Genomic DNA, 13,064 nt, shown 5'->3' on the forward strand with positions numbered 1-13,064 from the left:
CACTGGAGAGTGCCAACACAGCGACGGGCAGGTCCGGCACCCGCGACGACGGATCCACCTGGTCGCCACCTCAGACAGTTAACCCCGTGAGATCTCCGAAGGGGGAGGTCGGATCGTGACGACCACCAGCTCCAAGGTTGCCATCAAGCCGCTCGAGGACCGCATTGTGGTCCAGCCGCTCGACGCCGAGCAGACCACCGCCTCTGGCCTGGTCATCCCGGACACCGCCAAGGAGAAGCCCCAGGAGGGCGTCGTCCTGGCCGTGGGCCCGGGCCGCTTCGAGGACGGCAACCGTCTTCCGCTCGACGTCTCCGTCGGCGACGTCGTGCTCTACAGCAAGTACGGCGGCACCGAGGTGAAGTACAACGGCGAGGAGTACCTCGTCCTCTCGGCCCGCGACGTGCTCGCGATCGTCGAGAAGTAATTCACCCCAAGCACATTGCTTTGAGCTGCGCCCCTGGCCCCCCGCGATCGATGAGAAGCCGGGCGCCCGGGGCGCAGTGCCGTTAACCCTGATTCCGGAAGAGGGCTCACGCTCCCATGGCGAAGATCCTGAAGTTCGACGAGGACGCCCGTCGCGCCCTCGAGCGCGGCGTCAACAAGCTTGCCGACACGGTGAAGGTGACGATCGGCCCCAAGGGCCGCAACGTCGTCATCGACAAGAAGTTCGGCGCTCCCACCATCACCAACGACGGTGTCACGATCGCCCGCGAGGTCGAGATCGAGGACCCGTACGAGAACCTCGGTGCCCAGCTGGTCAAGGAGGTGGCGACCAAGACCAACGACATCGCGGGTGACGGTACGACCACCGCGACCGTGCTCGCCCAGGCGCTCGTGCGCGAGGGCCTGAAGAACGTCGCCGCCGGTGCCTCCCCGGCCGCCCTGAAGAAGGGCATCGACGCCGCCGTCGCCGCGATCTCCGAGGACCTGCTCGCCTCGGCCCGCCCGATCGACGAGAAGTCCGACATCGCCGCCGTCGCCGGGCTGTCCGCCCAGGACCAGCAGGTCGGCGAGCTCATCGCCGAGGCGATGGACAAGGTCGGCAAGGACGGTGTCATCACCGTCGAGGAGTCCAACACCTTCGGTCTGGAGCTGGACTTCACCGAGGGCATGGCCTTCGACAAGGGCTACCTGTCGCCGTACTTCGTGACGGACCAGGAGCGCATGGAAGCCGTCCTGGACGACCCGTACATCCTCATCACGCAGGGCAAGATCTCCGCCATCGCGGACCTCCTGCCGCTGCTGGAGAAGGTCATCCAGTCCAACTCCTCCAAGCCGCTGCTGATCATCGCCGAGGACGTCGAGGGCGAGGCCCTGTCGACCCTGGTCGTGAACAAGATCCGCGGCACGTTCAACGCCGTCGCCGTGAAGGCCCCCGGCTTCGGCGACCGCCGCAAGGCGATGCTCCAGGACCTGGCGGTCCTCACCGGCGCCACGGTCGTCTCCGAGGAGGTCGGCCTCAAGCTCGACCAGGTCGGTCTGGACGTCCTCGGCTCCGCCCGCCGCGTCACCGTCACCAAGGACGACACCACGGTCGTCGACGGTGCCGGCAACAAGGACGACGTGCAGGGCCGCGTCGCCCAGATCAAGGCCGAGATCGAGACCACCGACTCCGACTGGGACCGCGAGAAGCTCCAGGAGCGCCTCGCGAAGCTGGCCGGCGGCGTGTGCGTCATCCGCGTGGGTGCCGCCACCGAGGTCGAGCTCAAGGAGCGCAAGCACCGTCTGGAGGACGCCATCTCCGCGACCCGCGCCGCGGTCGAGGAGGGCATCGTCTCCGGTGGTGGCTCCGCTCTGGTCCACGCCGCCAAGGTCCTCGAGGGCAGCCTCGGCAAGACCGGCGACGAGGCCACCGGTGTCGCGGTCGTCCGCCGCGCGGTCGTCGAGCCGCTGCGCTGGATCGCCGAGAACGCCGGCCTGGAGGGCTACGTCATCACCTCCAAGGTCGCCGAGCTCGACAAGGGCCAGGGCTTCAACGCCGCCACCGGCGAGTACGGCGACCTGATCAAGGCCGGCGTCATCGACCCGGTCAAGGTCACCCGCTCCGCCCTGGAGAACGCCGCCTCCATCGCCTCCCTCCTGCTCACGACCGAGACCCTGGTCGTCGAGAAGAAGGAAGAGGAGGAGCCGGCGGCCGGAGGCCACAGCCACGGCCACTCCCACTGAGGTACCGACCTCGTAAGAGAAGCCCCCGTCCCGCCTCGTGCGGAACGGGGGCTTCTCCCGTAGGCCGGTCCTGCGCGGCTCACAACTCCAGCGGGTCCAGCGCCCCGAGCTGCTGCATCAGCCCCAGCCGGTCGTACTGCCACCAGCCCTCGGCGATCTTCCCGTCCGGCGTGCAGCGGTGGATGGTCGTGCCGGTCATGGTGACGTCCTGCCCCGTCGGCGGGATCCCGAGGAAGTCACTCTTGTGCCTGCCCCGGAAGGTCCACCGGGTGCACACCCGGTCGCCCTGGGCCATCTGGTCCTCGATCGTGAACGAGAAGTCGAACCCGCCCCGCCACACCTCCACCTCGCGCCGCATCGCGTCCAGCCCGATGACGTCCTGCACTCTGGCGGGATCGTGATCGTGGTAGTCCTCGATGAACACGTCGTTGAACGCGGGCGCCGCGCCCTCCCCGGGCGCCAGCTCGAAGAACCTGCGCGCGGTGGCCGAGTACAGCTGCTCGTCCCGCACCACGTCCAGGTCCGTGAACGTCGGCGTCTCGTCACAGAGCGCCACCATCTCCTGGAAGATCCGGTCGGTCTCCGGAAGACCGGAGTTCCGCATCGCCTCCTCGTACGACGGGAACTCCACGATCTCGACGATGTGCGAGGCGTCGGCCCGGTCCTTCGCCACGACACTGTGCGTAGCGGTCCGTTTCCCCTTGGTCTGCTCGACCCACCTGTCCATCAGCCGGTTCATCTCGTCGAGCCGGCTGGTCCTGCATTCGATGAGCTGTACGAAGGTCATGCTCTCGCCTCCGGCCCCCCTGGGTCCGGCTGAACAGCTCCATTGTCCTGGGCGGGGGCGCGCTGTGCCTGTCGGGGCCGCCTTCCGGCCCGCGCCTACTGCGGCCCGTACTTCCGGCCCGTCCTGGACGAGACGGCCCCGAGCACCCCCCGCGGCACCAGCTTCGCCGCCCCCATCAGCGCCTTGTAGCGCGGGTCCGGGATGGACAGCGTCTTGCCGCGGGCCAGGTCGTGCAGTGCCGCCGCCACCAGCTTGTCCGCGTCGAGCCACATCCAGCTCGGGATGTTGTCCGTGCCCATGCCGGCCCGCTCGTGGAACTCGGTGCGGACAAAACCGGGGCAGAGCGCCATCAGCCGTACGCCGCTGCCGGCCAGGTCGCGTGCGGCGCCCTGGGAGAACTGCACGACCCAGGCCTTGGAGGCGCCGTAGGTGCCCCGCGGGACGAACGCGGCCACCGACGCGACGTTCACCACGCCGCCGCGGCCGCGCTCCCGCATGGCCTCCGTCGCCGCGGACGTCAGCCGCAGCACCGCCTCGCAGTGCACCTTCAGCATCCGCAGCTCGTCAGCCATGGACACGTCGAGATAGCGTCCCTTGTTGCCGAAGCCGGCGTTGTTGATCAGCAGGTCGACGGGGTTCTTCCGGTCGCCCAGCCGGTCGGCCACCGACTCGATGCCCTTGTCCTCGGCGAGGTCGGCCGTCAGCACCTCCGCCTCGATGCCGTGCCGGTCGTGCAGCTCGGTCGCCTGCTCCCGGAGCCGCTTGGTGTCGCGGGCCACCAGCACCAGGTTGTGTCCGTCCGCCGCCAGTCGCCGCGCGAACGCGGCCCCGATGCCTGCCGTCGATCCCGTAATCAGAGCCGTTGTCATGGCAGCAGGTTAGTGACCTGGACCATGTGCGTCCGCTTCCGTGCCGGGACCTCGACGGTGAAGGGTCCGTGGAGACCCGCGCGGTGAGCGGCGTCAGGCCCCGTGCTTCTCCGCATACTCCCGCGCCAGCCTCAGCGACTCGGGGTGCAGGGCCTCGCCGGCCGCCAGCAACCGCGGCAGCAGCGTCCGCTCGGTGGTCACCGCACGGAACTGGAGGGCCACGGTCACGTCGTGCTCCGGCCGGTGCGCGATCTCCACCGGGTCACCCGCCCGGATCTCACCGGGCTCGATCACCCGCAGATAGGCCCCGGGCGCTCCTCGCCGCGTGAACCGCTTCACCCACTGCTTCTCGCCCAGATGGCCCTGGAACGTCCGGCACGGTATCCGCCCGCAGGTGACCTCCAGCAGCACCTCGGTCCCGACGCGCCAGCGCTCGCCGATCCGCGCCCCGGAGACGTCGAGGCCCTCGGTCGTGAGGTTCTCGCCGAACGCCCCGTGCGCCAGCGGCCGGCCCAGCTCGCGCTCCCACGCGTCCATGTCCTCGCGGGCCATCGCGTAGACCGCCTGGTCGTCGCCGCCGTGGTGCTCCAGCTTGCACACCGCGTCCCCGGCCAGCCCGCTCCCGCCGACGCCCTTGGGCCCGGGCGCCGACACCCGCACCGGCCCGTCCACCGGTTGCTTGTCGATTCCGGTCACACCCTCCGGGTTGTCCGTGTACGGCACAGCCCTGGCACGGCCCAGATTCACTGACAGAAGCCTCATGCCAGCACGGTAGGGGACCCGCCCTCAAAGCGTCGACGCATTATCGGGAGCGGCTTCAAAGGGTCGCTTATCCTCGAAGGGTGATCGAAGCTCGCCATCTCCGCGTACTGCGCGCCGTCGCGGCCACCGGCTCCTTCTCCGCCGCGGGGCGCGAGCTGGGCTGCACCCAGCCCGCCGTCAGCCAGCAGATGAAGGCCCTGGAAACCTCCGTCGGCACACCTCTGCTGATCCGCACGGGACGCGAGATGCGCCTGACCCAGGCCGGCGAGGCGCTGGTGCGGCACGCCGCCGGGATCCTCGCCGGGCTCACGGCCGCGGAGGAGGAGGTCGCCGCCATCGCCGGGCTGCGGGCCGGGCGCGTCCGGCTCGTCTCCTTCCCCAGCGGCAGCTCCACCCTCGTGCCGACGGCCCTCGCCGCACTGCGTGACGCGCACCCCGGCACCCGGGTCTTCCTTGAGGAGGCCGAACCGCCCGCGTCCGTCGGCATGCTGCGCGAGGGCGACTGCGACGTGGCGCTCGCCTTCCGCTACGAGGGCGCGGCGGGCGCCGAGGAGTGGGAGGACCTCGTCGTACGGCCGCTGCTGACGGACCGGCTCGTCGCACTCGTGCCGGAGCGGCACCGGCTCGCGGGCGCGGAGTCCGTCGCGATCGGCGAGCTCGCGCGGGAGCCGTGGATCGCCGGCTGCCCGCGCTGCCGCGGCCAGCTGGTCGAGGTCTGCGCGGCGGCCGGCTTCACCCCGCGCATCGACTTCGCGACCGACGACTACCCGGCGGTCGCCGGCCTGGTGGGCGCCGGTCTGGGCGTGGCGGTGCTGCCCCAGCTCGCCGTCGAGTCCGTAAGGCCCCGGGGGGTGCGGGCCGTGACGCTGGAACCGGCGGTGCGCCGGGAGATCGTCGCGCTCACCCTGCCCGACCTCGCACAGGTCCCGGCGGTGGCGGCGACGCTCGACCAACTGGCACGGGCGGGCCGCCGCTAGCCACCACGGTGCTGCCCGGCCCGGGTGTCCGGGCGCCGTGGAAGCGCGTCAAAAACCAACGGCACGCGTGCGCGTGCCTGTCTCGCAGAAACGTTCCTTCAGGTGTTCGAGGCGGCGTGCCCGCCGGATGTCGACGCCGACACCAGCCGGTTGCGCGCCCGCCCCATCAGCTCTTCGCGTTCGTCCTCGGTCAGCCCGCCCCACACGCCGTACGGCTCACGCACCGCCAGCGCGTGGGCGGCGCACTCGGCACGCACCGGGCACCTCATGCAGACCTCTTTGGCCGAGTTCTCGCGAGCGCTCCGAGCCGCACCGCGCTCGCCCTCCGGATGGAAGAAGAGCGAGCTGTCCACCCCGCGACAGGCAGCGAGCAGCTGCCAGTCCCACAGGTCCGCGTTCGGTCCGGGAAGGCGGGAGAAATCTGCCATTACGTGACCCCTTGTAGCCGTTCTGGGCGGATCCGGTGTCCACGACCGTACAACTACGATCTAAGGAGATGAAAATATGACTCATTGCGAATCTAGCTCCAGACACCGGCAAAGCGGAAGAAAAGGGTCTGAATGGGGCATAGCTTGTGATGAAAGTTCGAGGGTCTGTTGCGCATATCAGCACCGTGTCCGGCCCCTCACGTAGAGTGCCGAAGATGTCAGCCACCCCCGTAACTCTTTCGAGTGACCGTCGTTGAGAGTGCGAGGCGGTTGAAGGAACAAGCGCTCGGACGGGCGTCCGAGACGGTCGACCGCACAGGTGACGATTTCGTACCAGCCTGGAGGCTCAAGGTGACGCGCATCAGCTGCGGAGGGCGGCCATGACTTCCGTCCTCGTCTGCGACGACTCCCCGCTTGCCCGAGAGGCGCTCCGTCGCGCGGTCGCAACCGTGCCCGGCGTAGAGCGCGTGACGACGGCGGCCAACGGCGAGGAAGTCCTCCGCCGCTGGGGGGCCGACCGCTCGGACCTGATTCTGATGGACGTACGCATGCCCGGACTGGGCGGCGTCGAGACGGTCCGGCGGCTGCTGTCCGCCGACCCCGGTGCGCGCATCATCATGCTCACCGTCGCCGAGGACCTGGACGGTGTGGCTCTCGCGGTCGCCGCCGGTGCCCGCGGCTATCTGCACAAGGACGCCTCCCGCGCGGAGCTCCGCGCGACGGTGACGCAGGCCCTGGCCGACCCGACCTGGCGGCTCGCCCCGCGCCGGCTGCGCTCGGCCGAGATGGGCGCCGCGCCGACGCTCACGGCACGTGAGATCCAGGTCCTCGAAGGCATGAGCCACGGCCGCTCGAACGCCGAGATCGGCCGCGAGCTGTTCCTCTCCGAGGACACCGTCAAGACGCACGCCCGGCGCCTGTTCAAGAAGCTCGGCGCCTCGGACCGGGCCCACGCCGTGGCGCTCGGCTTCCGGTGGGGTCTGGTGCGCTAGAGGGTGTCCGCACAGTCCCGGCGTCCGCCCGGAGGGCGGGCGCTGCGGCGTTCGGTGCGTGCTCTCGGCGTGCCGGGCGGACGCCCGCGTACTGGTTGCACACCGGCGTACGCCCGGTGCGGCGAGTGGGGTTCTCCCCTGCTCGAAGAGCTTGGGGAAGTGCCGGCCGTCGCAGGGCGGGCGGGGCTTCGCGGTGACCGCCCACGGCCTGTCCTCCGGATCGGGCCGGCTTCCATGCGCGGCATCCGGCGCGAGCCGCACGAGTGCCTGCGCGGGCCGACGGCCGACGGCAACGCCGGTGGGGGTCCCGCCCTGCCCCAGCGAGGCCGACAGCTCGGGAGGGTGCTTACGAGGACCCACGCCCCCGGGATGGTCGGAACGGCATGCCCGGGGGACGATCGCGGGTGTGGCGGCGGTCGCAATGGGGGCGCGGAAGGCCAGGTCGGCGGGGGCGGGCCGGGGGTTCGCCCGCTGCCCGCTGCTCGTTTCGCCGCGGATGCCGCATCCTTGAGGGTGTGGAGTTCCTCGGGGACGAGTCGGTCGAGCGGAAGGGGAGGGCGCAGGGTATGAGTTCCGGCGCACCTGCTCATAACGCTTCGGTGCACAACAACGGGCGCGGTGCCACGGACCAGGCGGCCGCAAGGCACCATGGACCGATGCGCGACGACGAGGCGGTCAATGCCCAAGGGGCGATCGGCGCGCTCGTCCACCGCGCCGTCGACGGGGACGAGCAGGCCACGCACGACCTGCTCGCCCATGTCCACCCATTGGCCCTGCGCTACTGCCGCACCCGTCTGTCCCGCCTCCCGGGCGACGCCCGGCACTTCGTGGAGGACCTCGCCCAGGAGGTCTGCGTGGCGGTGCTCCTCGCGCTGCCCCGCTACCGGGACACCGGGCGTCCCTTCGAGGCGTTCGTCTTCGCCATCGCCGCGCACAAGGTCGCCGACCTCCAGCGCGCGGCGATGCGGCACCCGGGCTCGACGGCCGTCCCCTCGGACGAGATGCCCGAGCGGCCCGACGACTCCCTGGGCCCGGAGGAGCGCGCCCTGCTGAGCAGCGACGCGGAATGGGCCAAGAAACTCCTGGCCAATCTGCCCGAGAACCAGCGGGAGCTGCTGCTGCTGCGGATCGCGGTGGGGTTGACGGCGGAGGAGACGGGCCAGATGTTGGGAATGTCACCCGGCGCGGTCCGTGTGGCCCAGCACCGTGCCCTGAGCAGGCTCAGGGCGCTCGCCGAGCAGTAGTGCCTTCGTTGAACAGGGGGTGCGCCGGTTCCGTACGAAGATACGAAGCCCCCGGTCAGGCGGAACACTGGAATTCGGGCTCTCTGCTTCCCGTTAGCATGGACATCCGCACCGATCAAGGCCATTTGGGGAAGGTGTCATGACTGCCAACGTCGACGGCGTGCCCGAGAAATTCGCGACACTCGGGCTGACCTACGACGACGTGCTGCTGCTGCCGGGTGCATCCGAGGTGCTCCCCAACGCGGTCGACACCTCGTCCCGCATCTCCCGCAACGTCCGGGTGAACATCCCGCTGCTGTCCGCGGCGATGGACAAGGTCACCGAGTCCCGCATGGCGATCGCCATGGCCCGCCAGGGCGGCGTCGGCGTACTGCACCGCAACCTCTCCGTCGAGGACCAGGTCAACCAGGTCGACCTGGTCAAGCGCTCCGAGTCCGGCATGGTCACCGACCCCATCACGGTGCACCCGGACGCGACGCTGGCCGAGGCCGACGCCCTGTGCGCCAAGTTCCGCATCAGCGGCGTCCCGGTCACCGACCCGGCCGGCAAGCTGCTCGGCATCGTCACCAACCGTGACATGGCCTTCGAGACCGACCGCTCCCGTCAGGTGCGCGAGGTCATGACCCCGATGCCGCTGGTCACCGGCAAGGTCGGCATCTCCGGCGCCGACGCCATGGAGCTGCTGCGCCGCCACAAGATCGAGAAGCTTCCCCTGGTCGACGATGCGGGAATCCTCAAGGGCCTCATCACGGTCAAGGACTTCGTCAAGGCCGAGCAGTACCCCAACGCCGCGAAGGACGCCGAGGGGCGTCTGATCGTCGGTGCCGCCGTGGGCGCCAGCCCCGAGGCGCTCGAGCGGGCCCAGGCGCTGGCCGAGGCCGGGGTGGACTTCCTGGTCGTCGACACCTCGCACGGCCACAACAGCAACGCCCTGAGCTGGATGTCGAAGATCAAGTCGAGCGTCGGTGTCGACGTGATCGGCGGCAACGTCGCCACCCGTGACGGCGCCCAGGCGCTGATCGACGCCGGCGTCGACGGCATCAAGGTGGGCGTCGGCCCCGGCTCGATCTGCACCACGCGCGTGGTCGCCGGCATCGGGGTCCCGCAGGTCACCGCCATCTACGAGGCGTCCCTCGCGGCCCGTGCGGCGGGCGTCCCGCTGATCGGCGACGGCGGCCTGCAGTACTCCGGCGACATCGGCAAGGCCCTCGCCGCCGGCGCCGACACGGTGATGCTGGGCAGCCTGCTCGCCGGCTGCGAGGAGTCGCCCGGCGAGCTTCAGTTCATCAACGGCAAGCAGTTCAAGTCCTACCGCGGCATGGGCTCCCTCGGCGCGATGCAGTCCCGCGGCCAGGGCCGGTCGTACTCGAAGGACCGCTACTTCCAGGCCGAGGTGGCCTCCGACGACAAGCTCGTGCCCGAGGGCATCGAGGGCCAGGTGCCCTACCGCGGCCCGCTGGCCAACGTGCTGCACCAGCTCGTCGGCGGTCTGCGCCAGACCATGGGCTACGTGGGCGCCGCCACCATCGAGGAGATGGAGAGCAAGGGCCGCTTCGTCCGGATCACCTCGGCGGGCCTCAAGGAGAGCCACCCGCACGACATCCAGATGACGGTCGAGGCGCCGAACTACAGCCGTAGCAAGTGACGGCCACGCGCGCGTGAGGCACAGCGAGGGCGGCCCCGGAGCATCCGGGGCCGCCCTCGTCGTGCCCGTCGGCGATACTGGAAGACGCTGAAACGCAACAGGGAAAGGCCACCAACGTGACTGAGATCGAGATCGGGCGCGGCAAGCGCGGCCGCCGGGCGTACGCCTTCGACGACATCGCCGTCGTCCCCAGCCGCCGTACGCGGGACCCGAAGGAGGTCTCGATCGCCTGGCAGATCGACGCCTACCGCTTCGAGCTGCCGTTCCTGGCCGCTCCCATGGACTCGGTCGTCTCCCCGGCCACCGCCATCCGCATCGGCGAGCTCGGCGGCCTCGGCGTGCTGAACCTCGAGGGCCTGTGGACGCGCTACGAGGACCCGCAGCCGCTGCTCGACGAGATCGCCGAGCTGCCCGCCGAGGCGGCCACCCGGCGCCTTCAGGAGATCTACGCCGCGCCCATCAAGGAGGAGCTGATCGGCGCGCGGATCAAGGAGGTGCGCGACTCGGGCGTGGTCACGGCCGCGGCGCTCTCCCCGCAGCGCACGGCCCAGTTCTCCAAGGCCGTCGTCGACGCGGGCGTGGACATCTTCGTCATCCGCGGTACGACGGTCTCCGCCGAGCACGTCTCCGGTTCGCACGAGCCGCTGAACCTGAAGCAGTTCATCTACGAGCTGGACGTCCCGGTGATCGTCGGCGGCTGCGCCACGTACACCGCGGCCCTGCACCTGATGCGCACGGGCGCGGCGGGCGTGCTGGTCGGCTTCGGCGGCGGCGCCGCGCACACCACGCGCAACGTGCTGGGCATCCAGGTCCCGATGGCCACCGCGGTCGCCGACGTGGCGGCGGCCCGCCGCGACTACATGGACGAGTCCGGCGGCCGGTACGTGCACGTGATCGCGGACGGCGGTGTCGGCTGGTCCGGCGACCTGCCCAAGGCGATCGCCTGCGGCGCCGACGCGGTCATGATGGGCTCCCCGCTCGCCCGCGCGACCGACGGGCCGGGCAAGGGCCACCACTGGGGCATGGAGGCCGTGAACGAGGAGCTTCCGCGCGGCCAGAAGGTCGACCTCGGCACGGTCGGCACGATCGAGGAGATCCTCACGGGTCCGTCCCACACCCCCGACGGCTCGATGAACCTCTTCGGCGCGCTGCGGCGGGCTATGGCCACGACCGGGTACAGCGAGCTGAAGGAGTTCCAGCGGGTCGAGGTGACGGTGGCGGACTCGCAGCACCGGCGGTAGTCGGTAGTCCCCAGGACGAGGAAGGGCCTGGTCACTCGGGTGAGTGGCCGGGCCCTTTTGCGTGCCCAACTGGCCGTGGCGGGGCGCGTGTTGCCGTAGGGGGGCGCGACCGAGGGCCGGGGCCCGGCCCGATTCCGACGTGCTGCCCACCGGGCCAATGGGTGGCGTCGTGGAAGGGGGCGCCCATGGGACGCCACCGCAAGCCCACCCAATGGGACCGACTCCGTCTTCGGATGGTGCAGTGCCGGAGGAGGTGGATCTTGCGACTTTTCGGATGGTGAGCGGCCGCCCCCACGAGAGCTAGGGGCGGACACTCCGTGATCCATCCAGGAGCCTGCCGCAGTGGCCACTGCGGTGGGCTCCACCTTGCTTCGGATGGTGAGTGTCCGCCCCCACGAGACCTAGGGGCGGACACTCCGTGATCCATCCAGGAGCCTGCCGCATTAGCCCCTGCGGTGGGCTCCGCCGTCTCCCAAGGTACTGGCGGCGGGGTGCCCAGCGCCACCAGCCCAGGGGGCTCAGCGCCCCCACGCGCCCCTCTTCACAACCGATGCGCCGCCCCCGTAGGGGCTGCTCCTCGCGTGTCCAGCAGCAGCTGTGCCTTCACCGACAGGCCTTGCAGGTCGTACGTGCGGTGCTGCTGGAGGAGGATGGTCAGGTCCGCGTCGGCGACCGCCTCGTAGAGGGAGTCCACGCGGGGGACGGGGCGGTCCAGGACGCTCCAGGCGGGGACGTACGGGTCGTGGTAGCTGACCGAGGCGCCCAGTTCCATCAGGCGCAGGGCGACCTCCTGGGCGGGCGTGCCGTGCAGGTCGGCGAGGTCGGGCTTGTAGGTGACGCCCAGGAGCAGCACACGGGCGCCGCGGGCCGACTTGCCGTGCTCGTTGAGGAGCGCGGCGCCGCGCTGGACGACGTAGCCGGGCATGCGGCTGTTGACCTGCTGGGCCAGTTCCACCATGCGCAGGGTGCGGCCGCCGTGGGCGGTCAGGTCCTGCGGGACGGCGTGGCCGCCGACGCCGGGGCCGGGGCGGAAGGCCTGGAAGCCGAACGGCTTGGTCTCCGCGCAGCGGACGACGTCCCACAGGTCGACGCCCAGGTCGTGGCAGAGGACGGCCATCTCGTTGACGAGGGCGATGTTCACGTGCCGGTAGTTGGTCTCCAGGAGCTGCACGGTCTCCGCCTCGCGGGGTCCACGCGCGCGTACCACCTTGTCGGTGAGCCGTCCGTAGAAGGCGGCGGCCGACTCCGTGCAGGCCGGGGTGAGGCCGCCGATGACCTTGGGGGTGTTGGCGGGGGTGAAGTCGCGGTTGCCGGGGTCGGCGCGGCTGGGGGAGTAGGCGAGGTGGAAGTCGCGGCCCGCGCGCAGACCCGATCCCTCTTCGAGGAGGGGGCGCAGGCATTCCTCTGTGGTCCCTGGGTACACAGGGGACTCCAGAATCACAGTGGTGTGCGGGCGCAGGTGTGCGGCCAGGGTGCGGGCGGCCGCCTCCAGCTGGCTCAGGTCGAGTCCGCCGTCCGCGCCCCGCGGGGTCGGTGCGCAGATGACCGCGGTGCGCACCCGGCCGAGCTCGGCGGCGTTCGTGGTCGGCCGGAAGCCCCCCGAGAGCATCCGGCGCTGTTCGGCGGCGCTGAGGGAGCCGGCCTCGGGGCCGGTCCGGTAGCCGATGGTGGCGACGCCTGCGGCGACGGCGGCCTGGGCCAGGGGCAGGCCGTACGGGCCGAGTCCGATGACGGCGAGATCTGCGGGCATGGCGGCCGTCCTTCCCGATAGCCGAAGTGGGACAGGTGCGCAAGCCCTGTGGACAGGACGGGCGAGCGCAATGTCAGACTAGGAGTAAATATGACCGATATGCGGGATTGCTCGCCCGAGTTTCGGTGAGTGTCCCGTGGACGTTGTCCACAGGCTGACGGCCCGTGGTGGCTGAAGTCGGGCAACACGGTCAGAATTTGGGC

12 protein-coding genes are annotated in these 13,064 nt (G+C 70.6%); 7 read left to right on the forward strand and 5 right to left on the reverse strand.

The window, feature by feature from the left end:
- Positions 1 to 115: 115 nt before the first annotated feature.
- A complete protein-coding gene (groES, locus tag CP976_RS26400; RefSeq protein WP_003974211.1) occupies positions 116 to 424 on the forward strand; it encodes a co-chaperone GroES in 309 nt (102 codons plus the stop codon).
- Between the two features lie 116 nt (positions 425 to 540).
- Positions 541 to 2,166 (forward strand): chaperonin GroEL, encoded by a 1,626-nt coding sequence (gene groL / locus CP976_RS26405; protein ID WP_150482563.1) that lies wholly within the window; start codon positions 541 to 543, stop codon positions 2,164 to 2,166.
- Positions 2,167 to 2,245: 79 nt separating this feature from the next.
- Here the strand turns inward: groL and CP976_RS26410 are convergent, their stop codons facing one another.
- From CP976_RS26410 to CP976_RS26420, 3 genes are all read right to left on the reverse strand, one after another.
- A complete protein-coding gene (locus tag CP976_RS26410; RefSeq protein ID WP_150482564.1) occupies positions 2,246 to 2,953 on the reverse strand; it encodes an ester cyclase in 708 nt (235 codons plus the stop codon).
- Positions 2,954 to 3,048: 95 nt separating this feature from the next.
- Entirely contained in the window at positions 3,049 to 3,822 is a 774-nt protein-coding gene (locus CP976_RS26415) for an SDR family NAD(P)-dependent oxidoreductase (protein ID WP_150482565.1), read from the reverse strand.
- 93 nt (positions 3,823 to 3,915) lie between these two features.
- Positions 3,916 to 4,584 (reverse strand): MOSC domain-containing protein, encoded by a 669-nt coding sequence (locus CP976_RS26420; protein WP_086844459.1) that lies wholly within the window; start codon positions 4,582 to 4,584, stop codon positions 3,916 to 3,918.
- Positions 4,585 to 4,664: 80 nt separating this feature from the next.
- Between CP976_RS26420 and CP976_RS26425 the strand changes: the two genes are divergently transcribed.
- Complete coding sequence (locus CP976_RS26425) at positions 4,665 to 5,561, forward strand: LysR family transcriptional regulator (RefSeq protein WP_150482566.1); 897 nt, start codon at positions 4,665 to 4,667, stop codon at positions 5,559 to 5,561.
- A 98-nt stretch (positions 5,562 to 5,659) separates the two neighbouring features.
- Here the strand turns inward: CP976_RS26425 and CP976_RS26430 are convergent, their stop codons facing one another.
- A complete protein-coding gene (locus CP976_RS26430; RefSeq protein ID WP_086561542.1) occupies positions 5,660 to 5,989 on the reverse strand; it encodes a WhiB family transcriptional regulator in 330 nt (109 codons plus the stop codon).
- Between the two features lie 380 nt (positions 5,990 to 6,369).
- Here CP976_RS26430 and CP976_RS26435 point away from each other — a divergent pair, with 380 nt between their 5' ends.
- The 4 genes from CP976_RS26435 (at position 6,370) to CP976_RS26450 (ending at position 11,111) form a co-directional block, all read left to right on the forward strand.
- A complete protein-coding gene (locus tag CP976_RS26435; RefSeq protein ID WP_003948568.1) occupies positions 6,370 to 6,981 on the forward strand; it encodes a response regulator transcription factor in 612 nt (203 codons plus the stop codon).
- Positions 6,982 to 7,637: 656 nt separating this feature from the next.
- Positions 7,638 to 8,225, forward strand: coding sequence for a sigma-70 family RNA polymerase sigma factor (locus CP976_RS26440; RefSeq protein ID WP_010036508.1), 588 nt, complete (start codon positions 7,638 to 7,640; stop codon positions 8,223 to 8,225).
- A 139-nt stretch (positions 8,226 to 8,364) separates the two neighbouring features.
- Positions 8,365 to 9,870, forward strand: coding sequence for an IMP dehydrogenase (gene guaB / locus CP976_RS26445; protein WP_150482567.1), 1,506 nt, complete (start codon positions 8,365 to 8,367; stop codon positions 9,868 to 9,870).
- A 116-nt stretch (positions 9,871 to 9,986) separates the two neighbouring features.
- Positions 9,987 to 11,111 (forward strand): GuaB3 family IMP dehydrogenase-related protein, encoded by a 1,125-nt coding sequence (locus tag CP976_RS26450; protein WP_020276389.1) that lies wholly within the window; start codon positions 9,987 to 9,989, stop codon positions 11,109 to 11,111.
- 541 nt (positions 11,112 to 11,652) lie between these two features.
- Here CP976_RS26450 and CP976_RS26455 read toward each other — a convergent pair.
- Positions 11,653 to 12,861 carry a nucleotide sugar dehydrogenase gene (locus CP976_RS26455; protein ID WP_150482568.1) on the reverse strand — a complete coding sequence of 403 codons (1,209 nt, stop codon included), beginning with the start codon at positions 12,859 to 12,861 and terminating at the stop codon, positions 11,653 to 11,655.
- Between the last annotated feature and the right edge of the window lie 203 nt (positions 12,862 to 13,064).

Origin of the sequence: Streptomyces coeruleorubidus (assembly GCF_008705135.1) — a bacterium.
GTDB lineage: Bacteria > Actinomycetota > Actinomycetes > Streptomycetales > Streptomycetaceae > Streptomyces > Streptomyces coeruleofuscus.

Coding starts and splice junctions, on each gene's coding strand:
- CP976_RS26420 (WP_086844459.1), bottom strand. CDS start 4,584: ATGAGGCTTCTGTCAGTGAATCTGGGCCGTGCCAGGGCTGTGCCGTAC.
- CP976_RS26435 (WP_003948568.1), top strand. CDS start 6,370: ATGACTTCCGTCCTCGTCTGCGACGACTCCCCGCTTGCCCGAGAGGCG.
- guaB (WP_150482567.1), top strand. CDS start 8,365: ATGACTGCCAACGTCGACGGCGTGCCCGAGAAATTCGCGACACTCGGG.
- CP976_RS26430 (WP_086561542.1), bottom strand. CDS start 5,989: ATGGCAGATTTCTCCCGCCTTCCCGGACCGAACGCGGACCTGTGGGAC.
- groL (WP_150482563.1), top strand. CDS start 541: ATGGCGAAGATCCTGAAGTTCGACGAGGACGCCCGTCGCGCCCTCGAG.
- CP976_RS26410 (WP_150482564.1), bottom strand. CDS start 2,953: ATGACCTTCGTACAGCTCATCGAATGCAGGACCAGCCGGCTCGACGAG.
- CP976_RS26415 (WP_150482565.1), bottom strand. CDS start 3,822: ATGACAACGGCTCTGATTACGGGATCGACGGCAGGCATCGGGGCCGCG.
- CP976_RS26440 (WP_010036508.1), top strand. CDS start 7,638: ATGCGCGACGACGAGGCGGTCAATGCCCAAGGGGCGATCGGCGCGCTC.
- CP976_RS26455 (WP_150482568.1), bottom strand. CDS start 12,861: ATGCCCGCAGATCTCGCCGTCATCGGACTCGGCCCGTACGGCCTGCCC.